General features: G+C 70.6%; 20 protein-coding genes and 1 riboswitch. Of the genes, 15 read left to right on the forward strand and 5 right to left on the reverse strand.

Going from position 1 to position 20,654, the window contains the following annotated elements:
• Positions 1-101 precede the first annotated feature (101 nt).
• Positions 102-1,979: a hypothetical protein gene (locus BLT25_RS20945; RefSeq protein WP_091049969.1), complete on the forward strand. Its 1,878-nt coding sequence runs from the start codon at positions 102-104 to the stop codon at positions 1,977-1,979.
• On the opposite strand, the gene BLT25_RS20950 is transcribed toward BLT25_RS20945, so the two are convergent.
• Together BLT25_RS20950 and BLT25_RS20955 are read right to left on the reverse strand one after the other, a co-directional pair.
• Entirely contained in the window at positions 1,960-3,885 is a 1,926-nt protein-coding gene (locus BLT25_RS20950; RefSeq protein WP_091049971.1) for an APC family permease, read from the reverse strand. The two genes, BLT25_RS20945 and BLT25_RS20950, sit on opposite strands and share 20 nt — an antisense overlap.
• A 67-nt stretch (positions 3,886-3,952) precedes the next feature.
• Positions 3,953-5,218, reverse strand: coding sequence for an NYN domain-containing protein (locus tag BLT25_RS20955; protein WP_091049974.1), 1,266 nt, complete (start codon positions 5,216-5,218; stop codon positions 3,953-3,955).
• A 122-nt stretch (positions 5,219-5,340) separates the two neighbouring features.
• Here BLT25_RS20955 and BLT25_RS20960 point away from each other — a divergent pair, with 122 nt between their 5' ends.
• From BLT25_RS20960 to BLT25_RS20975, 4 genes are all read left to right on the forward strand, one after another.
• The gene (locus BLT25_RS20960) at positions 5,341-5,523 is read left to right on the forward strand and encodes a hypothetical protein (RefSeq protein WP_091049976.1); all 183 of its coding nucleotides are present in this window, start codon (positions 5,341-5,343) and stop codon (positions 5,521-5,523) included.
• A 96-nt stretch (positions 5,524-5,619) separates the two neighbouring features.
• Positions 5,620-5,798: riboswitch (cyclic di-AMP (ydaO/yuaA leader) on the forward strand.
• Positions 5,799-5,815: 17 nt separating this feature from the next.
• Positions 5,816-6,802: a C40 family peptidase gene (locus tag BLT25_RS20965; protein WP_091049979.1), complete on the forward strand. Its 987-nt coding sequence runs from the start codon at positions 5,816-5,818 to the stop codon at positions 6,800-6,802.
• 38 nt (positions 6,803-6,840) lie between these two features.
• Entirely contained in the window at positions 6,841-8,043 is a 1,203-nt protein-coding gene (locus BLT25_RS20970) for a hypothetical protein (RefSeq protein ID WP_143033810.1), read from the forward strand.
• A complete protein-coding gene (locus BLT25_RS20975; RefSeq protein ID WP_091049983.1) occupies positions 8,040-9,272 on the forward strand; it encodes a M48 family metallopeptidase in 1,233 nt (410 codons plus the stop codon). The genes BLT25_RS20970 and BLT25_RS20975 overlap by 4 nt, the downstream gene beginning before the upstream one ends.
• 97 nt (positions 9,273-9,369) lie before the next feature.
• On the opposite strand, the gene BLT25_RS20980 is transcribed toward BLT25_RS20975, so the two are convergent.
• Positions 9,370-11,163, reverse strand: a complete 1,794-nt coding sequence (locus BLT25_RS20980; protein WP_091049986.1) for an AMP-dependent synthetase/ligase — start codon at positions 11,161-11,163, stop codon at positions 9,370-9,372.
• Between the two features lie 132 nt (positions 11,164-11,295).
• Here BLT25_RS20980 and BLT25_RS20985 point away from each other — a divergent pair, with 132 nt between their 5' ends.
• Genes BLT25_RS20985 through BLT25_RS21005 form a run of 5 tightly spaced genes read left to right on the forward strand, consistent with a single transcriptional unit; the run spans position 11,296 to position 15,287 of the window.
• Positions 11,296-11,727, forward strand: coding sequence for an SRPBCC family protein (locus tag BLT25_RS20985; protein ID WP_091049990.1), 432 nt, complete (start codon positions 11,296-11,298; stop codon positions 11,725-11,727).
• Complete coding sequence (locus BLT25_RS20990) at positions 11,724-12,941, forward strand: ArsA family ATPase (protein WP_091049992.1); 1,218 nt, start codon at positions 11,724-11,726, stop codon at positions 12,939-12,941. The genes BLT25_RS20985 and BLT25_RS20990 overlap by 4 nt, the downstream gene beginning before the upstream one ends.
• Positions 12,938-13,360: a DUF5304 family protein gene (locus BLT25_RS20995; RefSeq protein ID WP_091049995.1), complete on the forward strand. Its 423-nt coding sequence runs from the start codon at positions 12,938-12,940 to the stop codon at positions 13,358-13,360. Before BLT25_RS20990 ends, BLT25_RS20995 begins: the two co-directional genes overlap by 4 nt.
• A 3-nt stretch (positions 13,361-13,363) precedes the next feature.
• A complete protein-coding gene (locus tag BLT25_RS21000) occupies positions 13,364-14,314 on the forward strand; it encodes an ROK family glucokinase (protein WP_091049998.1) in 951 nt (316 codons plus the stop codon).
• 10 nt (positions 14,315-14,324) lie between these two features.
• Entirely contained in the window at positions 14,325-15,287 is a 963-nt protein-coding gene (locus tag BLT25_RS21005; RefSeq protein WP_091049999.1) for an ROK family protein, read from the forward strand.
• Here BLT25_RS21005 and BLT25_RS21010 read toward each other — a convergent pair.
• Entirely contained in the window at positions 15,284-15,772 is a 489-nt protein-coding gene (locus BLT25_RS21010; RefSeq protein WP_091050002.1) for a hypothetical protein, read from the reverse strand. The genes BLT25_RS21005 and BLT25_RS21010 overlap by 4 nt on opposite strands.
• Positions 15,773-15,870: 98 nt before the next feature.
• Here BLT25_RS21010 and BLT25_RS21015 point away from each other — a divergent pair, with 98 nt between their 5' ends.
• The 5 genes from BLT25_RS21015 (at position 15,871) to BLT25_RS21035 (ending at position 19,709) form a co-directional block, all read left to right on the forward strand.
• Entirely contained in the window at positions 15,871-16,623 is a 753-nt protein-coding gene (locus BLT25_RS21015) for a lysophospholipid acyltransferase family protein (RefSeq protein ID WP_091050004.1), read from the forward strand.
• A 50-nt stretch (positions 16,624-16,673) separates the two neighbouring features.
• Positions 16,674-17,117, forward strand: coding sequence for a flavin reductase family protein (locus BLT25_RS21020; RefSeq protein ID WP_256328710.1), 444 nt, complete (start codon positions 16,674-16,676; stop codon positions 17,115-17,117).
• Positions 17,114-17,956: an arylamine N-acetyltransferase family protein gene (locus BLT25_RS21025; protein ID WP_091050009.1), complete on the forward strand. Its 843-nt coding sequence runs from the start codon at positions 17,114-17,116 to the stop codon at positions 17,954-17,956. The genes BLT25_RS21020 and BLT25_RS21025 overlap by 4 nt, the downstream gene beginning before the upstream one ends.
• Positions 17,953-18,828 (forward strand): hypothetical protein, encoded by an 876-nt coding sequence (locus tag BLT25_RS21030; protein WP_091050012.1) that lies wholly within the window; start codon positions 17,953-17,955, stop codon positions 18,826-18,828. The genes BLT25_RS21025 and BLT25_RS21030 overlap by 4 nt, the downstream gene beginning before the upstream one ends.
• Positions 18,829-18,890: 62 nt before the next feature.
• Positions 18,891-19,709 (forward strand): NADPH-dependent oxidoreductase, encoded by an 819-nt coding sequence (locus tag BLT25_RS21035; protein ID WP_091050013.1) that lies wholly within the window; start codon positions 18,891-18,893, stop codon positions 19,707-19,709.
• A gap of 1 nt (position 19,710) precedes the next feature.
• On the opposite strand, the gene BLT25_RS21040 is transcribed toward BLT25_RS21035, so the two are convergent.
• Positions 19,711-20,181 carry a GNAT family N-acetyltransferase gene (locus BLT25_RS21040; RefSeq protein WP_091050139.1) on the reverse strand — a complete coding sequence of 157 codons (471 nt, stop codon included), beginning with the start codon at positions 20,179-20,181 and terminating at the stop codon, positions 19,711-19,713.
• Positions 20,182-20,654 lie beyond the last annotated feature (473 nt).

Consider the following 20,654-nt stretch of genomic DNA (forward strand, 5'->3'; position numbering starts at 1 on the left):
TTCACCGCCGCCGTACTGCTCATGCGAACACATTAGCGAGTGCCACCGACAGTCCGTCGCCACTAGGGTGCGCACGAGGGAGTGGCCACCTGACATGGGAGGTGTGGGTCATCGCGGCGAGAAACGGCGGCAACGACGGGTCCTCGGGAGGGAACGAGGACCGTCCCTGGGCGCGCTGGTTCGCCCGCTCGGGCTCGTTGCAGGTCGAGCCGGCCGAGGCCGGCGAGCAGGCCAGGACCCTGCTGAGCGAGGACGGGCACGCGGCGGCGCTGCGGTTCAACGAACGGGTGCTCGACACCCTGACGGGCGATCTGGCAGGCCTGGTCGAGTACGTCACCGTACTCGACGGCGCCAAGGCCGAGGAGGTCCTCAACACCCAGAAGCTGATCGACAACGCCTTCGCCCGGGTCTCGGCCCAAGGTGTCGACCGGTTCGTCGCCTGGCTCGCTGAGTTGCGTACGCAGGGCCATCCGGCGATCGCGGTCCAGGCGCTGCATGCCTATGGCAGGCTCGCGGACGGCGACCTGGCCGCCGTGGCGACCTCGCTGGAGTCCGCCGCGGACCGGGTGATCCTGATCGCGGCCGCCGCGCTGCACCGCCCACCCGAGGACGCGGCCCGGCTCGCGATCGAGACCGAGCACGACGCCTCCATCGCCCACGCCGTGATCCACGACGTGCTCCGGCAGCGGACCGTCCCCGACATCGCCCGGTTCCTGCGGGCGCTGCACCTGCTCGGAGCGCCCGACCTGGTCAACGACACCGTGAAGCAGTTCGCGGCCCCGTCCAGCGGTCGCTCGAACCTCGACAAGGCCCTGCTGTACGTCGCGCTGGACGCCAGCCCGAGACTGCGTGAGATCGCGCTGGACCTGCTCTGGCGCACCCTCGGCGCGGTCGGTGACCTCGGCCGGGCGCCCGGTCCCGCCCAGCAGCAGGATCTCGTCGCGGCGTTCTGGGAGCTGTGCCCGGGCGGCCGCGTGCTCGAGGACTGGTTCAGGCTGCGCCTCGACGGCAGCGAGAACGCCGAGGAGGCGCGTGAGCACGTGGTGCTCCTGTTGCGCGGGAGCCGGGGTCCGGGCCGCGACAGCCTCCTGGCGGCCTTGGCCGGCGACGCGACCCCGACGAACCTCAAACGCATCTGCGAGACCCTCATGGAGGAGGGCGACGAGGCCCAGGCGGCGATGCTCGTCCGCGCGCTCGCGCACAGCGGCCACATCGAGCGGCTCGGCGACTTCCTCGACCGGTGGTCGTGGGCGCAGCCGTCCGCCGACACCGCGCGCAGGCTGCTCCACTGGGTGCTCACTCCGGAGGGCGAGGACCGCGAGCCGACGGCGTCCGCCGTCGTGGAGGGCATCGCCGCCTACCTCGCCGACGGCCATGGCAGGACGCTGGGCGAGGACCTTCGGCGGCAGGCCGCGACCCTGGTCCGGCTCCGCCCGGCCGAGGAGATCGTGGGTCTGCTCGGGCACGTACCCGCCCGGGTCGGCAGGCGCGGCCGGTCGGCCGTCGCCGCCGACGTCGGCTGGAGGCTGGCCGAGGACCTGCTCGTCTACCCGGCGCCGACCGAGGAGACGTACGTCGCCTGGTACGCCGAGTGCCTCGCCGCCCTCGAGTCGGCCGGTTTCACCGACGCGGTGCGTACCTCGTGGCATCACCTCGCGGACGAGGCGATCAACCGCCGTGGCGCCGGTCCGACGATCGCCGAGACCGCCCACCAGCTCCTGCGCAAGGAGCTCACCGACACGGCCGACCGGCTGCTGATCCGCTATCTCGACCAGGCGCAGAGCGTCACGCCCACCGACATCGTCGGCATCACCACGCGGCTGCGTCTGCACCGCTACCCGGAGGCGAGCCGCGCCGCGGTGCTGCGTCGTTCGGTGGGGCGGTGGCAGGACCGGGCCCGGGTCGATGCCGTCGTCGAGACCCTCATCGCCGCCGGCCAGGAGGAAGAGGCCGAGTGGGTCAGGGCCGGGTCGACGTGAGCCGGGTCAGCCGCAGGTAGCGGCGGCCGGCCCCGACGAGGAGCACGAACGCGCCCGAGGCCACGATCATCACCAGGGCCCGCAGGCTCCACACGCTCCACACGGAGTCGTCGTCGATCCGGTGGCGGACCGCGCTCAGCAGCGTCAGCGCGACCAGATACAGCGCGAGCACGAGGAACGGACGGTTCGCCGGGTCGCGGGAGAACAGGCGCGCGCCGTGGTTCTTCGCGTCGTACCAGCCCAGACCGGGGATCCGGAGATGATGAAGCCAGGGAAGCACGAGCAGGACGAGCGATCCCCAGGCGATCACCGCCACGCCCTTCCACACCCGGTCCCACGCCGACTCGTTGACGACCAGCGCGATGACGACGAAGGCTGCGTACGCCGCGAACGGGAGCAGCTGCTGGAGACCCGTCCCGAGCAGCTCCGAGCGCACCGCCAGGACGACGCAGGTGACCGCGTAGAGGATCAGGATCGGGATCGTGTTGAGCACGGCCAGGGTCTGCCAGTCACCGCCCACCGCCACCAGGACCACCAGCGCGAGGACGAGGTTCACGAGCAGGATCAGCCAGAAGGAGTCGCTGGTGCGGCCCGGGAGCCGGGAGGCCCGCGGCTCGTGCAGGCCGCTGGGGACGTACCTCTCCGCGCTGAGCGCGTAGACCTCGCGGCTCAGCGCGTAGGTGAACACGATGCCGGACCCGATCGGCGCCAGGATCGCGGCGAGGCGGACCAGCACGACTAGCCAGTCCAGCGGCGCCCCGGCCAGCGTCGCGGTGTCGGTCAGGCGTGCGTACGAGGTGCCGTGCTCGGCCCCGGAGCCGGCCATGTGCTCGGCGTAGACCAGCTGGAGGGCGGAGTAGAGCAGGAACGAGCCGACGACCGTGCCGTACACCGCCCAGCGCACCCGCTTGGCCACCTCGCGGCGGCCGCCCCGGACCTCGCCGGTCACGTCCAGGGGCGCCTGGAAGCCGATGTAGGCGTAGATCACGCCGCTGGTGATCAGCGCGCTGAGCACACCGGTCGACGTCGGCCCGGCCGCAGGTCCCTGGCCGGTGAGGGGAGCGGGGACGGCGAGCGCCAGGCACACCACGAAGATCACCGGGATGGCGATCTTGAGCAGGGTCAGGGCGGCGTTCGTGCGGAGGACGAGCCGCCGGGGCAGCAGGACGAAGGCGATGATCCCCGCGGTCACCAGGACCGCCAGCGTGGAGCCGACCCGGGTGAGCCCGCCCTCGTCGGCCAGGGCGGGGAGGACCTCGGCCAGCCCGTTGACCGCGGCCGCCGCCTGGGCCGCCGGGTTGATGGCGTACGAGATCCACAGCGACGCCGCGAGGATGATCACCACCAACGGGCCGAAGGCGTCGTGCGGGTGGAACAGGAGCCCGCCCGTACGCTGCGAGATGAGCCCGAACTCGACCATCACGACCGCGATGGTGAGCATGAGTACGCCGCCGGCGGCCCAGCCGAGGAGCGCGGCCTCGCCCAGGCTCTCGTGGAGGGTGGGCACCGCGAGGAGCCAGCCGGACCCGATCACACCGCCCGCGGCGAGACCGACGACCTCGACGAGGCTCAGCTTGTCGCCGTTCTCGACGGGCCGCTCATCCTTCTCCGGCTCGCCGGGGGCGGGCTCGACGGGCTTGGCCGCGACGACCGGCGCTGTGGTCTCGCCGGGCTGGGCGGCGGGCGCCGGAACCTGTGCCCGCCGCATCGCCTCGAACGCGATCGCGGTCATCAGGCCGCCGATGGCGGCGACCCAGAAGGCCGACTCGTGCAGCAGCTCGCGAAAGCTCGGCGACTTGAGGGCGTTGAGCTGGACGCTGCCGTAGATGGACATCACGAATCCCGCGGCGCACAGGGACATCCTGACGATCGCGTTGAGGGTGTGCCGCACGCGCTGGTCTCCCACTCCCGATGATTCGAATGTCCGCAGAACCTATCGAATCAGATGGGTTCGGCGCAGGAACCCTGCGTGATCAACCCAGCAGCGGCGAGAGCGAGGAGAGCGGCACGGTGCGGGCGCCGGCGCGGCGTACGTCCTTGACGACCTCGGCGTCGTCGGTGGCGACCAGGATGACGCGGCCGGCGGGCTCGGCGTCGACGAGGTCGCGGATGACGTCGTCGGCGATCACGCCCTCGGGCGAGAAGAGGACCTTGACGCCGCGAGGAGGCACCGCGGTGGGACGAACGGACGCGGAGTGGGCGTCGAAGACGACGGTCGTCTCGGCGCCGGTGCGGGCGGCGATCGGCGCGATCCCCCGCAGCAGCCGCAGCCGCTGGGCATCGAGCGCCGAGTCGGGCCACAGCGCCTTGGAGACGTTGTAGCCGTCGACGATCAGCCGGACCCGCGGCATCGCCAGGAACTGCTCGAGGTGGGCGCTGCTGGTGACCCCGGCACCGGCAGCGGCGTCCGCGGAGGCCAGCTCGGCCTCCACCCGCTCGCCCGGGGTGCCGGTGACCGGCGGCAGCGCCAGCTCGCGACGCAGGCCTCCGGCCGCGTCGAGCAGCGTGTCGAGCAGGAACCGGGCGCGCAGCGAGGCGTCCTCGCGGTCCGTCTTGGACGTACGCCGTTCGGCAGCCGCCTCGCGCTCGAGCTTGTCGATCTGGCTGCGGAGCTGGCGCAGCTGGCGGTCGCGTGCGGCGAGCTCGTCCTCAGCGCGGGCGAGCGCCGTGCGGGCCTCGTTGAGGGCCTCGTCCAGCCCGGTGCCGGCCTCGCGGGCCGCGGCCCGGGCCTCGCCGAGCTTGCGTCGCAGGGTGGTGTTGTCGGCCTTGAGGTCGTCGAGGCGGGCCTTGCGGTCGGCACGCACCTCGCGGAGCTCGTCCTCGGCCGCGGCGAGCTTGCCGCGCAGGCGGGCCACCTCGGCGTCGACCACCGGCACCGCGGCGGCGTCGAGCCGGTCCAGGGCCTCCTTGAGCGAGACCTCCCAGCCGTCGGGGCGGATGAGCCAGACGACCGCGGCCGCCTCGGCCGGGTCCTCGGGGAGGACGACGTCGTCGGAGGAGCCCTCGGAGACGTACGCCGGGCGCAGCTGGCTCCCGACCTTCTCCCGGACCTCGTCGTCGCTCTCGAGCACCGAGGCGATCATCGCGCCGCCGGCCTTGGCGCGCCGGGCGGGCGCGAAGTCGGCGATCCGCTTGAGCGCGGGCGGCAGGCGCACCACGTCGGGAAGCACCCCGGCCGTGAGCGCGACGATGCGCCCCCGGACCGTGTCGGGGAGCGTCGCGTACGCGGAGACCTCCATGTTCCAAGTGTAGGGACCCGGGCCGCGATCGCCGCCTTGAATACCGTGCTGCGATGGTGGTGACACGCCGGACGCAACCGGACGAAAGCAAAAATGTCGGTGCTCGGTGAGACCGTCACAACATGACGACGAGAATCGACTGTGACACCTGCCTCGTGCGGGGACTGGCGTGCCACGACTGCGTGGTCACCGTGCTTCTGGGGCCGCCTCCGGAGCTGACCATCGAGGACGACGAGCGCCGCGCGCTCGACGTGCTGGCCGAGGGTGGACTGGTCCCGCCGCTGCGCATGGTGGAAGGGATGTAGCCGAACTTTTGGGCGTGGGTGGTTGGCAGGTGGGGGATGGCGTCGGCTAGTGTGCGCAGGAACTTGGCGCTCGTGGAAGTGGGTCAACCGGCTCACGCGGGTGTCGCGCTTAGTCCAGGCCCGCTTCGGGGCGGGCCAGGAGCCGGGGAACCACACCGATCATCTGGGGTGTATCCGCCGCAAGAGCGATCCGGGAGACCGGATCGAGGAGCGGTGGTAGGGCAGGTCGTGCCTGAACCCGTCAGCTCACCCGGTAGGCGTCAACGACTACACACAAGGAGACCGTCCGCTCGTGACACGCGACCGGAAGCGACTCATTGCCGGAGCAGCCGGCATCGCCGCCATCGGTGTCGCCGGGATCATTCCCGCAGCGACCCCCGCCCAGGCAGAGCCTGACATCGACGACGTTCGCAAGAAGGTCGACAAGCTCTACACCCAGGCCGAGGCGGCCAACGAGGACTACAGCAACGCCAAGCTGCGGCTTCAGGACCTCAAGGACCAGCTCGAGGACCTCAGCTCCGACGAGAAGCGTCAGAGCAAGGAGCTCGACAAGATCCGCGCCGAGCTCCGTGACTCCGTGCTGCGGCAGTTCGAGGGCTCCGACGTCTCTGCCGTCGGCCAGGTGATCACCTCCAAGGACCCGCAGGAGTTCCTCGCCGGTCTGTCCACCGTCTCGTCCTACAACGCTCTGCAGGCCGACCTGCTGGCTCGGTACAACACCGAGGCGGAGGCCCTCCAGGTGCGCCGCGAGGCCACCGAGGACGCCAAGTCTCAGATGAGCAAGGTCAAGACGACCATGCAGCAGAAGAAGAGCGAGATCGACAAGAAGTTCGAGGCCGCCCAGGCTGAGCTCGACGAGCTCGAGGCCGACGAGCTCGAAGAGTTCCAGTCGACCGACACCAGCATCCCGGGCAACCTGCCCTCGCCGTCGGGGCGTGCCAAGATCGCCGTCGACTACGCGCTCGCCCAGGTCGGCGACTCCTACGTCTACGGCGCCACCGGCACCGAGTCGTGGGACTGCTCCGGCCTCACCATGGGTGCCTGGGGCCAGGCCGGTGTGGGGCTCCCGCACTCCTCCTCGGCGCAGTACAGCAGCGGCCCCTCGGTCCCGCGCGACCAGCTCGCCCCCGGTGACCTGGTCTTCTACTACAGCCCGATCAGCCACGTCGGCATGTACATCGGCAACGGCATGATCGTGCACGCGTCCAACCCGAGCACCGGTGTGAAGGTCTCCCCGATGGACGAGATGCCCTACACGGGCGCCGTTCGCCCGGGCTGAGTTTGACCCAGGACCCCGAAGAGGCCGATCGTTCGCAGGTGCGAACGGTCGGCTCTCTTCTTTCCCGCCCGGTCCTGATCGGGACCGGGCTCGTGCTGGTGATGCTGCTCGCCGGGTTCGTCGGCTGGCGGCTGACCGGCGGGGGCGAGTACGTCGCACCGACGCCGACCACCGCGCCGGTCGTGCGCGCCGACACCGAAGGCGCCCGGGCCTCGCTGGACGAGCTGGTCGGAGGCGTACGAGACGGGGCGGAGCCCGAGGGCGATGACGCCGCCGCGGTGGCGGTGCGCAACGCCCGGGCCATCGGCATCGGGGACGTCACCGCGCGGTACCTCGCGGAGTCGGGCAACGTGGACCGGGACGGCTCCTGGACGGGCGACGTCGAGATGTCGTGGCGCACCCCCGGCGACCCGACACTGACCGAGGAGCTCCAGGTCGGCTTCGACGCCGACGGCGCGATCACCGGGTTCTCGGCGGCCCAGGGCACCCGACTGCCGTTGTGGCTCAGCGGCCCGGTCGAGGTGCGCCGCACCGGCTCCACCCTCGTGGTGGCCCAGGCCTCCGCCGAGGTCGCCGACCGCTACGCCGAGCTGGCCACCACCGCGGTCGCCGAGGTCCGCAAGGTCATTCCCTGGAAGGACCCGCGCCTGGTCCTCGAGGTGCCCGCGAACGGCCTCGACTCGGCGCTCGGTGCGCAGCCGGGCACCTACACCGCCGTCGCGGCGGTGACCGCGACCGTCGACGGGTCCACGAAGGCCGGGACCCCGCTGCACGTGTGGGTCAACCAGGGTGTCATCGGCGATCTCGACTCCCCGGGCGCCCAGATCGTCATCACCCACGAGGCCACCCACGCGGCCACCGACGCCGCGACCAACACCAGCCGGCCGATGTGGCTGGTCGAGGGCTTCGCCGACTACGTCGCGCTCCGCGACACCAAGCTGCCGCTGTCCAAGACCGCCGGCCAGATCCTCGCCCAGGTCCGCGAGGACGGTGCTCCCGACCACCTTCCGGGCAAGGCCGAGTTCAACACGCGCTCGGAGCACTTCGGCGCCGAGTACGAAGCCGCCTGGCTCGCCTGCGAGGTGCTCGCCGAGGCCGGCGGCGAGCAGGCTCTGGTCGACCTCTACGAGGAGACCGGTCGCGGCATCGGTCTGGAGAAGGCGCTGCAGGCCGGCTTCGGCTTCGGGGAGGACGAGCTGACCGCCCGCTGGCGGACCCATCTGTCAGAATCTGCGAAGTGATCACAACACGACGCGTGTCCTGGGTGGTTCTCGTCCTCGGGGCGGTCGCGTTCGTGGTGCTCGCCTGGGCGTTGATCCCATGGCATCCCTACCCGGGTGGCCCGCTCGACCTGCCCGACGAGCGTGATGTGTTCACCGCCGACGAGCTGGAGCGGATGTTGGCCTACTCCGGCGCCGCTCGCTGGATCAGCCGGGCCTCGCTCCTCGTCTCGCTGGTGGTCGCCTGTGTGCTCGGGTTCACCTCTCTGGGCCGGCGTCTGGTGGCGCGGCTGCGTGGACCGTGGCTGCTCCGGGTGGTGCTCGCGGTCGCCGTGGTCACGCTCCTCGGTTGGATCGCGACGCTGCCGTTCGGCGTGGCGATCCACCGTCTGCAGATGCGCTACGGGCTCTCCCGGCAGGAGTGGGGGCCCTGGCTGGGCGACTCGCTGCTGAACCAGGTCGTCGGCATCGTGTCGACCTCGCTGGCGCTGCTCGCCCTCTTCGCCTGCATCCGCTTCGCCCGGCGTTGGTGGCCGGCCGTCGCCGCCACCCTGGTCGCGGCCCTGGTCGTGGTCGGCTCGTTCGTCTACCCGGTCGTCATCGAGCCGCTGTTCAACGACTTCGAGCCGCTGCCGCGCGGCCAGTTCCGCACCGAGGTGATGGCCATCGCCGAGCGTGAGGGCGTCGAGCTCGACGATGTCCTGGTGGTCGATGCCTCGCGGCGTACGACCTCGCTCAATGCGTACGTCACCGGCTTCGGCTCCACCCGCCGCGTCGTCCTCTACGACAACCTCGTCGACTCGCAGCGGGGTGCCGCCGCGCGCGGGGCGGTCCTCTCCGTCGTCGCCCACGAGCTCGCCCATGCCAAGCACGACGACGTCCTGGTCGGCACGGTCATCGGCGCCGCCGGCGCTGTCGCCGGCGTCGGACTCCTGGGCCTGCTGCTGTCCTACCGGCGCCAGGACCAGTACGCCACCCCCGAAGCCGTCCCGATGCTGATGGCGGTCTTCGCGCTGGCGAGCGTGCTGGCGATGCCGATCCAGAACGGCCTCAGCCGGCACGTCGAGGCCCGCGCGGACGTCGACGCGCTCCACGCCACAGGCGACCTCGAGTCGTTCATCCGGCTGCAGCACGACCTCGGCGCCCGCTCGCTCTCCGATCCGTCGCCGCAGGCCTGGTCGCAGTGGTGGTTCGGCTCTCACCCGACGACTCTGCAGCGCATCGCTATCGCTCATCGGGTGCTCGACTGATCCAGGACAAAACGGCCGAGTCGGCGCATCCGACCCCTCTGGCTCGCTTCGCTTCGCGAGACACGGGGTCAGATGCGCCGACTCGGCGCCACGCTAACTACTTTGCGTAGAGCGCGTCCACCTCGTGGCTGAACTCGCGCATGACCACGTTGCGCTTGAGCTTGAGGCTGGGGGTGAGCTGGCCACCCTCCTCGGTCCAGGACTCGGGGATGATCACGAACTTGCGGATCGACTCGGCCTTCGAGACCGCCTTGTTGGCGTCGTCGACGGCGCCCTGGATCACGGCGCGCAGGTCCTCGTCCTCGACGAGGTCCTCGATGTTGCCGGACTTGCCGTTGGCCTCGGCCCAGGTGGGCAGCGCCTCGGGGTCGATGGTGACGATCGCGCCGATGAACGGCTGACCGTCGCCGACGACGACGCACTGGTCGACGAGCACGTGGGCGCGCAGGCGGTCCTCGAGGACGGCCGGGGCGACGTTCTTGCCGCCGGCGGTGACCAGGATCTCCTTCTTGCGGCCGGTGATCTTGACGAAGCCCTCGTCGTCGACCTCGCCGAGGTCGCCGGAGTGGAACCAGCCGTCGTCGGTCTTCGCCTCTGCGGTGGCGGCGGGGTTCTGCCAGTACTCCTTCAGCACCTGGCCACCCTTGAAGAGCAGTTCGCCGTCGTCGGCGACGCGCACCGACGTGCCGGGAAGCGGCCGTCCGACGGTGCCGATCTTGAACGCCTCGGGCAGGTTGACGGTGAGTGCGGCCGTCGTCTCGGTGAGGCCGTAGCCCTCCAGGACGGTGACGCCGATGCCGCGGTAGAAGTGGCCCAGACGCTCTCCGAGCGGGGCGCCGCCGGAGACCGCGTAGGAGCAGTTGCCGCCGAGCGCGGCGAGGAGCTTGCCGTAGACGAGCTTGGAGAACAGCTTGTGCTTGGCGGTGAGCAGGAACGGCGCCTTGCCGGTCTCGGTGGCCCGGGAGTATTCGATGGCGACCTCGGTGGCCATGTCGAAGATGCGGCCCTTGCCGTCGGCGACGGCCTTCTGCGAGGCGGTGTTGTAGACCTTCTCGAAGACCCGCGGCACGGCCAGCACGAAGGTCGGCTGGAAGGTGCCGAGGTCGGCGACGAGGTTCTTGATGTCGGGGGTGTGACCCAGCCGGGTGCGGGACTTGATGCAGCCGATCTGGATGATCCGCGCGAAGACGTGCGCCAGGGGCAGGAACAGCAGCGTCGAGCGGCCCTGGATGCTGAACAGCGCGTCGAGCGAGTCGACGACGACACCGAGCTCGAACATGAAGTTGCCGTGGGTGAGCACGCAGCCCTTGGGGCGGCCGGTGGTGCCGGAGGTGTAGATCAGCGTCGCGGTGTCCTCGGGGGTGACCGCGCTGCGGCGGGCCTCGAGCTGCTCGTCGGTGATGTCGGTGCCGAGCTTGACCAGCAGGTCGACGGCGTTGTCGTTGATCGACCAGACGTTGTTGAGCGCGGTGCAGCCCGCGCGGACCTCGCTGATCCGGCTGATGTGGCCGGCGTCCTCGGCGATGACCGCCACGGTCGCGGAGTCCTGGAGGATCCACTCGATCTGCTCGGCCGAGGAGGTCTCGTAGATCGGCACCGTCGTCGCGCCGGCGAACCAGATCGCGTAGTCGATCAGCGTCCACTCGTAGCGCGTCTTCGAGAGCAGCGCGACCCGGTCCCCGGCGCCCACACCCGCCGCGATCAGTCCCTTGGCGACCGCCGAGACCTCGGCGAGGAACTCGGACGAGGTCACGTCGACCCAGGTGCCGTCGGCGCCCGGTCGGCTGAGGACAGCGACATCGGGTGCCTCGGCGGCGTTGCGTACGACGTCGTCGCTCAGGCTGCCGGTGGGGGGAACAACGTACGTCGCGGGCGTGGAGAACTCACGCACAGGGGCCTCCGCATACTGATGGTAGGTGGGTACGAACCGGAGGTTACCCCGGTCACAGCCCGACCATTTCACCGGGATGCTATCCGGTACGCTCCATGGCACCTAGCAAGTCAGGGAGTGAGGACACCACCGATGGCCGATCAGACCACCTCGACGATCGTGATCGAGGCCGCGCCCTCGGCAGTGATGGCGGTGATCGCGGACTTCAAGTCCTATCCGGCGTGGGCGAAGGGGATGCAGGAGGTCAGCGTCCTCGAGACCGGCGTCGACGGGCGGGCCGAGCAGGTCCGTTTCGTGCTCGACGTCGCGCCGATCAAGGACGAGTACACCCTGGCCTACGACTGGGACGGGGACCGCCAGGTGACCTGGTCGCTGGTCAAGGGCAACCTGCTGCGCTCGATGGACGGCGCCTACGTGCTGCGCGACCTCGGTGGTCGCACCGAGGTCACCTATCGACTCGCGCTCGACCTGAGCATCCCGCTGATCGGCATGCTCAAGCGCAAGGGCGAGAAGGTCCTGATCGACACCGCGCTGCGAGGCCTGAAGCAGAGGGTCGAAGCTTGAGGATCCTCCTCTTCACCGGCAAGGGCGGCGTCGGCAAGTCGACCGTCTCGGCCGGCACCGCGGCGATGTCCGCGGCCCGGGGGCTGCGCACGCTGGTCCTCTCGACCGATGCCGCCCACTCCCTGGGTGACGCCTTCGGCGTGGGACAGGCGCTCGGCTCGGAGCCGGTCGCGGTCACCGAGCACCTCTACGTCCAGCACGTCGACGCCCAGCGCCGCTTCGAGGAGTCGTGGGTGGAGGTGCAGGGCTACCTGCTGAGCGTCCTGGACACGATCGGGGTGGACCGGATCGCGGCCGAGGAGCTGACGATCATCCCCGGTGCCGAGGAGGTCTTCGCGCTCCTGGAGCTTCGCCGCATGGCGGTCTCGGGGGAGTGGGACACGATCGTGGTCGACTGCGCGCCGACCGCCGAGACGTTGCGGCTGCTCGCCCTTCCCGAGGCACTGGGCTGGTATCTGGAGCGCATCCTCCCGGTGCAGCGCAAGATGGTGAAGGCGCTCAAGCCGGTCCTGACCAAGGCCGCCGGGGTGCCGATGCCCGGCGACTCCGTCTTCGACGCCCTGGTCCGGCTCCACGACGAGCTCGCGGAGGTCCGTGCCCTGCTGTCCGGCCCCGAGGCGTCCGTACGCATCGTGCTGACTCCCGAGCGGGTCGTGCTCGCCGAGGCACGACGGTCCTGGACGACGCTCTCTCTCTACGGCTACCGCGTCGACGGTGTCGTCGCCAACCGGATCTTTCCGGCCGGCGGCTCCGACGACTGGCGGGCCGGCTGGGTGAAGGCCCAGGACGACGTGCTCGGCGACGTCGGCGCCTCCTTCGAGGGTCTGCCCGTCTGGCGCTCCTTCTACCGACCGACCGAGCCGGTGGGCGTCGAGGACCTGCGCGAGGTCGCCGAGGCTGCGTACGCCTGGTCCGGCAGCATCGACCCGCTGGCCGTTCCCGAGACCGCGGCCCCCTTCCGCACCGAGACCACCGGCGAGTCCACGACCGTCCGTCTGGCGCTGCCCGGGCTGGCCCAGTGGGTCGAGCGCGACCAGGTGCAGCTGGGCCGTAACGGCGACGAGCTGGCGATCACCGTGGGGGCCTACCGGCGCCTGCTGACCCTTCCCGCCGCACTCGCCCGGATGCGCGTCAGCGGGGCGCGGGTCGAGGGTGGGGAGCTACGGGTAACGTTTTCTCGCCAGACTACGAACACCGAGAGCGAGGGTTCGTGAGCGAGCAGCGCCACGAATGGGCCGAGGAGCCGTTGGGGTCGACCGCCGAGGAGCTCGGCCGGCTGATGGAGGCCATCGGCGAGTGGGCCAAGGACTCCCGGTTCGGCCACTTCACCGAGGCGGTCGGGGAGCATCTCGATACCGGGGCACCGGAGTGTGCCTACTGCCCGCTGTGCCGTACCGTACATGTCCTCCGGGAGTCGAGTCCGGAGGTCAAGGTGCACCTGGCCAGCGCTGCCGCATCGTTGATGCAGGCCGCGGTCACGGTGCTCAACGCAGCGGCCACGGGTCCGGGTGCTGGCCCTAGTGAAGGCGAGGATGCTCACAGTGATGGCGTGCGGGCTGATGAAGATGAGACCCGAGATTGGGCGCAGCGCTCTACGCGGGTCGACCGGATCGATCTCGACGGCTGGAGCTGAGGCATGACGACGAAAAAGCTCGCCTGTGGTGTCGACGTCGGTGGCACCAAGATCCTCGGCGGCGTCGTCGACCACGACGGCAACATCATCGAGGACCACCGCGTCGAGTCGCCGGCGAAGAGCCCGGAGGCCATCGAGGCCGCGATCATCGAGGTGGTCCAGGAGCTCAAGGCCCGCCACCCGATCGAGTGCGTCGGCATCGGCGCCGCGGGCTACATCGACAAGGGCCGCTCGACGGTCATGTTCGCGCCCAACATCGCCTGGCGTGACGTACCGCTCAAGGAGCGCCTGGAGAAGGTCCTCGAGCTGCCGGTCGTGATCGAGAACGACGCCAACGCGGCCGCGTGGGGCGAGTTCGAGTACGGCGCGGGTGCCGAGGTCGACAACATGATGCTGGTGACCGTCGGCACCGGTGTCGGCGGCGGCCTGGTGCTCGAGGGCGAGCTCTACCGCGGCGCCTTCGGCGTCGGCGCCGAGATCGGCCACATGCGGGTCGTGCCCAACGGCCACCTGTGCGGCTGCGGCAACCGCGGCTGCTGGGAGCAGTACGCCTCGGGGTCGGCCCTGGTGCGCAACGTCCGCTCCGCCGCGCGTGGTGGCTCCTTGCTGGCCCGCGACGTCCTGGACCGGGCCGAGGGTGACCTCGACAAGATCAAGGGTCCCCTGATCACCGAGGCGGCCCGCGACGGGGACGCCTTCGCGATCGAGGCGCTGACCGACCTCGGCATCTGGCTCGGCGAGGGGATCGCCTCGATCGCCGCCGTGCTGGACCCGGCCGTGGTGGCCATCGGCGGGGGAGTGGCCGAGGCCGACGACCTGCTGCTCGGGCCCGCGCGGCGTGCCTTCCAGGCTCAGCTGACCGGCCGCGGACACCGGCCGATGCTCGACGTCCGCAAGGCGACGCTCGGCAACGAGGCCGGCCTGATCGGCGCGGCTGACCTGGCCCGCAAGTGAGCGACCTCGAGTGAGCCTGCACATCGGGGTCGACATCGGCGGCACCAAGGTGCTCGCGGCGGAGGTCTCGCCGGCCGGTGAGGTGCTCCGCACCGCTCAGCGGAGCACGCCCGGACGCCGGGTCGAGCTCGAGCTGGTGGAGGACGCGCTGACCGAGGCGGTCACCGAGGTGGCCGCCGGCCGGCCCGTCGCCGGCGTCGGCCTGGCAGCCGCCGGGTTCGTCGATGCGGTCGGGGAGAGGGTCATGTTCGCTCCCCACCTGCCCTGGCGCGGCGAGCCGACTCTGACCCGGCTCTCCTCGCGATGGGGCACCCGGGTGGCGCTCGACAACGACGCCAACTGCGCCGCACTGGCCGAGCTGGAGCTCGGCGCGGCCCGCGGCGTCGACTCGGCCCTGCTCATCACCCTCGGCACCGGCATCGGCGGCGCCGTCGTCCTGGACGGCCGGGTCGTCCGTGGCCGCAACGGCATGGCCGGCGAGTTCGGCCACATGCAGGTCGTACCCGGGGGCCTCCCATGCGAGTGCGGTCTCACCGGCTGCTGGGAGCAGTACTCCTCCGGCAACGCACTGGTCGCCTTCGTGCGTGCCCGCGTGGAGACCGAGGAGTACGCCGGCTGCGCGCTCGACGAGCTCGCCGCGGGTGACCCGCTCAAGATCACCGGCCCGGCGGTCACCGCTGCCGCGGCCCGCGGCGATGCGCTCGCACTGGCTGCGTACGAGTCGGTGGGGTCGTGGCTGGGGGTCGGGATGGCCGGTCTGGTGGCCGCCTTCGACCCTGAGCTGTTGGTCGTCGGCGGTGGGGTCTCGACCGCGGGCGACCTGCTGCTGGCGCCTGCGCGCACCGCTCTGGAGGCCTCGCTCGTCGGCCGCCTCCATCGCGAGGTGCCGCCGATCGTGGCGACGGCGTTCGGTGCCGAGGCGGGAGTCGTGGGCGCAAGCATCCTGGCTCGCCGCGCGACCGGCGAGAGCTAGACGCGAGCGCCGTCGTCCCAGGGGTCGCGGGGCTCGGACGGCATGGTCACCAGCAGGTAGACGAAGCCGGCCAGGAAGGCGGCGACCAGGCCACCGATGACCCAGCTGCTGAAGTTCCGGTCGGTGATCTGGGTGACCACGATCAGCACCAGCACGGCGACCGGTGCGCCGAGCACACCGATCCACGCGAGCAGGCGCGCCGGGGTCGGCCTCGGCAGCGGCGGCGGGGGCGGTGGGACGTAGCCCTCCTCGTCGTCGCGCCACATGTCGTCATAGGAGTCCGGCTCGTCGACCGTCTCGACGATGTCGATCTTCTTCTCGAAGAGATCGCGGGCGACGGGCTCCTCCTCGAGAGCGGGGCGTTCGCCGTAGTTCTCGACGATCTCGCGCCATGCCTCGTCGTCCGACGAGTGGTCCTCCGAGGGCACGGAGGCGTCGTCGGAGGCCCCGGTCGTGTCCTCAGGCAGGTCGTCTCGGTCGCTCACTCCTCCAGCCTAGCCGGATCTCATGACAGGGTGCGGGAGTAGAAGTACCTGTCTCGTTATAGGCTGACCGGTCGAAGGCAATTAGGGAAGGCGATGGGGTGTCGACGAAGCTCTTCTACTCGTTCTTGAAGTGGGTCGCGATCGGCCCGCTGCTGCGAACCGTTTTCCGCCCGTCCTGGGAGGGTGTCGAGAACCTCCCGCGCAAGGGGCCGGCCATCCTGGCCAGCAACCACCTCTCCTACGCCGACTGGCTCTTCATGCCGCTCGGCTCGCCGCGAATGGTGCGGTTCGTGGCGAAGGCGGAGTACTTCACCGGCACGGGTGTGAAGGGCTTCCTGCAGCGTGCGTTCTTCAGCGGCACCGGCAACGTCCCGATCGACCGCTCCGGCGCCACCGCCGCCGAGGGTGCCCTGATCGCCGCCAAGCGGGTCCTGGGGGAGGGCGAGCTCTTCGGGATCTACCCCGAGGGCACCCGCTCCCACGACGGCAAGCTCTACCGGGGCCGGACCGGCATCGCCCGGCTGGCTCTGGACACCGGTGCGCCGGTGATCCCGGTCGCCGTGATCGGCACCGACGTGATCGCGCCCCCGGGCAAGAAGCTCGGCAAGATCGTCAAGCCGCGGATCATCTACGGCAAGCCGTTGGACTTCTCGCGCTACGAGGGCATGACCAACGACCGCTACATCCTGCGCGCGATCACCGACGAGATCGTCTACGAGATCCTGAAGCTCTCCGGTCAGGAGTACGTCGACATGTACGCCACCGAGGCCAAGAAGCTGGCCGACGGTAAGAAGCCTGCGAAGAAGTCCTCCGGTCCCACCAAGGCTGGACCTACCAAGGACGTCGCCTGACGATCCACTCGTCCCACCCGTTCCCGACGCCGGAGGATCCGGTACGCCGGTTGCGTGGTCGTCTGGGTGGGCGGGTGTCGCTGTGGACCTCCGGCTCTGCCGGTTCCGGAGCCGGGCTCACGGTCTCCTCGCTGATGGTGGCCAACGGGTCACCCGGAGCCGTCCTCGGCCTGCTCGATCCCGACTCCGACCTGCGCGACGAGCTCGAGGAGACCGGCGTGGGGGTCGTGTCGCTGCTCCACTGGCGCCATCGCGACCTCGCCGAGGCGTTCGGGGGCACCGCCCCCGCTCCCGGCGGCGCGTTCCGCTCGGGGGAGTGGGAGACGACCGAGTTCGGCGCTCGGCTCGCCGATGCGCCGACCTGGGCCGGTGTACGCCTGGTGTCGATGACCGAAATCGGCTGGTCGGCGCTGGCGACGTGCGAGATCGTGGCGCTGGAGGTCGGTGACGACACCGACCCACTGGTCCACCGGCACGGAAGGTATGAGCGATGATCGAGGGCTATCTGCGACGGCTCGGCTTCGAGGAGCGGCCGGAGGCGACGTACGAGACGCTGGTCGAGCTTCATCATCGCCATCTCGACACGCTTCCCTACGACAATCTCTCGATCATGCTCGCGGCCATCGGCGCGGTGAGCACGCCTGATCCGGTGGACCCGATGGAGACGCTCGACCGGGTGGCCGCCGGCGGCAACGCGGGCTACTGCTTCCACCACAACGGCCTGGTCGCTCTTGTCTCGGAGGAGCTGGGCTTCGATGTCGTACGCCGTCCCGGCCAGCTGATCGAGACGACCGGTCCGAGCGGTGAGCTCGACCATCTCGCCTTCGAGGTCCGAGGGCTGCCGACGGCGGAGAACCCAGGCGGTCGCTGGTGGCCCGACCTGGGGTTCGGTGACGCCTTCCGGGACCCGTTGCCGCTGGTCGACGGACACTTCCGGCAGAACGGCTTCATCTACCGGCTGGTGCGGGTGGGCGAGGACGGCTGGACGTTCCACCACGATCCGGCAGGCTCGTTCCACGGCAACCTGATCCGTGGTGTGGTCGATCTGGACGAGGTCGCGTCGAGGCATCCAGCGCTCTCGACCCCGCCAGGTCCCTACACGAGCAAGCTCGTGGTGCAGCGGCGCGACGCGACCGGGGCCGACACGGTCCGATCGATCCGCCACACCCGGATCGGCGAGGGCGCGACCACCCGGGAGCTGCGTGATTTCGCGGAATGGTCGGCAGCGCTGGAGGGCCTCGGGCTCTCGTTCGCCGGGATCGAGGAGGACGCCCTGCGCGAGCTCCACAAGCGACAGGCCGCCGACTACGACGAGTGGTTGCTGACCCGATGAGCGAGCTCCTCGACATCGCCGCCGAGCTCTACGGGCTGCCGCTGGCCGACTTCACTCCGGAGCGCGACGCGCGGGTCAAGAGCCTGAAGGGGACGCCCCTGGCGGGTCCGGTCAAGGCGCTGAAGAAGCCCTCGACCGCGGCGTGGGTGGTGAACCTGCTCGTGCGCTACGAGACCGAGCAGGTGGAGCAGGTGATCTCGGTCGGCGCCCTGCTGCGCGAGGCGCAGACCGGCATGGACGCGGCTCAGCTGCGCGAGCTCACCAAGCAGCGGCGCCAGCTGACCGCGGCGGTGACGACCAGGGCGCGCGGCCTCGCGCGCGAGCACGGTCTGCGGGTGACGGAGGCGGTGGCGACCCAGGCCGAGGCGACGCTGACCGCAGCCATGATCGACGAGTCCGCCGCCCAGGCCGTACGCAGCGGCCTGCTGGTCTCCGCGTTGGCCGCCACCGGCGTCGACGCCGTGGACGCAGCGGCTGCCGTCGCGCTGCCGGAGGCCTTGGGCTTCGAGGTCCCCGAGGTCGTCCCGCCGCCCCCGGAGCCGCTGCGGGCCGTCCCGGACCTGCCCGACACCGCCGCGCTCGAGGAGGCCCGCGAGGCTCTCGAGGAGGCGGAGTCCGCGCTCTCCGGTGCGGAGGAGCAGCGTGACAAGGCCAGATCGGCCTTCAAGGATGTCGAGGCGAGATCGCTCCAGGTGAAGTCGGAGATCGAGGACCTACGCCGCCGGCTGGCGGACCTGGAATCGAGCGCCGCCGACGTCGACGACGAGCTCACCGAGGCGGAGGACGCCCACGAAGCGGCCGAGACCGCGGTCTCGGAGGCGGCTGCTGCCAGGGACTCCGCGGCCGCTGAGGTGGAGCGCCTCGGCGGATAGGCAGCTTGGGTTCCTCGTGGACGGGGTGAATGTCGAGCGTTTTGGTCGACTATTCTGGTGGGGTGACCGAGACTGCCACCGACTCCGCCCTCGCCGATCGCTACCGTGATCCCACGCTCACCACTCTGGCCACGACCAGTGCGGTGATCGAGCACCAGCTCCGGCACCGCTCGGTGCGCTCGTTCCTGGCTGATCCGGTCACCGACGAGCAGCTCACCGCGATCGTGGCGGCTGCCTCCTCGGCGCCGACCTCGTCCAACCTGCAGACCTGGAGCGTGGTCGCCGTACGCGAGCCGGCCCGCAAGGCGCGGCTGGCCGAGCTGGCCGGTGACCAGGCCTTCATCGCGGCCGCGCCGCTCTTCCTGCTCTGGGTCGCCGACCTCAGTCGAGCGCGGGGGCTCGCGGTCGCTGCCGGGACGCGGGTCGAGGCGACCGACTACCTGGAGTCGACCCTGCTCGGCGTCATCGACGCCACCCTCGCCGCCCAGAACGCCATCGTCGCCGCCTCCTCGCTCGGTCTGGGCACCGTCTGCGTCGGCGGCGCCCGCAATCACCCCGAGGAGATCGCTGCCGAGCTCGGTCTGCCGTCCGGCGCGTTCGTGGTCTTCGGGCTCGCCGTCGGGGTGCCGGACCCGGCGGAGCCGGCCGCGGTCAAGCCTCGGCTGCCTCAGTCCGTGGTGCTGCATCACGAGACCTACTCGCCCCCGGCCGCCGACGACCTCGCCACCTACGACGCCCGTCTCGGCGGCTACAACGCCACCTACGGACTCGGCGGCGGCTGGTCCGAGCGCGTCCTCGCCCGTCTCGTCGGTCCCGCCAGCATGGCCGGACGACACCGGCTCCGGGCGCAGCTCGAGGGGCTCGGGTTCGCCGGCCGCTGACTCAGATGACCTTCCGCATCCGGACCAGTGGGACCGGCGCGCCGCCGCGGTCGTCGGTGATCCGCTCGACCGGTTCGAAGCCGTACGCCCGGTAGAGCGGCTCGCCTGACAGGGTGCCCATCAGTTCCAGGGTCGCGAAGCCCTCCGCCGCCGCTGCTCGCTCGCACAGCTCCAGGATCAGCCTGCCCACGCCGCGTCTGGCGAAAGCCGGGTTGGTGTACATCGCCCGCACCCGGGCCGCGTCGTGCGTCGGGTCCAGGAGTGCCGGTTCACGGCCGGGGGTATGGTCGCCGCCGTAGAGCGTCGCGCGCCTGCTCCAGCCGCCGCAGCCGGCTATCTCATCGCCGTCTTCGACCACAAAATAGGTGCCATCCTCGATCAGCTGGGTGTCGATGCCCATCACTGTTCTGCTCGAGGTGATCTGGGCTTGTGTCAGGAAGCCCTTCTGGAGGTCTGCGATCGACTTGTCCATGATCTCTGTCAAGGCTGGGATGTCTGCTTGGGTCGCGATTCGGTGGGTGAAGGGCACGGGGTGAGCCTGCCATCTCGGTGGTCGGTCCGCTTCCGCTCCGTTGGTCGAGCCGTCCACTGCTGGTCGAGCCGTCGACTGCTGGTCGAGCCGTCGACTGCTGGTCGAGCCGCCGGAGCCGCTAGGCGGAGGCGTGTCGAGACCAACACGGTTCTCTTGCTCGGGAGAGCTCGCTTAGCGACTGTTCTTTCGTTTCGGGTTCGCCGCCGACCCGGTCTTTGAGTGTTTCTCGATCGTGCGCCGCGTCAAGGACGCCCTGCGGGCGCCGCTATCGCGGTGGCCTTCGGCCATCCTTGACCCGGCACCCGATCGAGAAAGATCTCGCCTATATCGGGGCGGCGGCGAGAGAGTGGCGCGGAGTTCACGTGTCTTGTTCGCTGACTGCGTAACTGTCATCTGACCAGCACAAATCGGTC

The organism is Nocardioides sp. YR527 (assembly GCF_900101045.1).
Lineage (GTDB): Bacteria > Actinomycetota > Actinomycetes > Propionibacteriales > Nocardioidaceae > Nocardioides.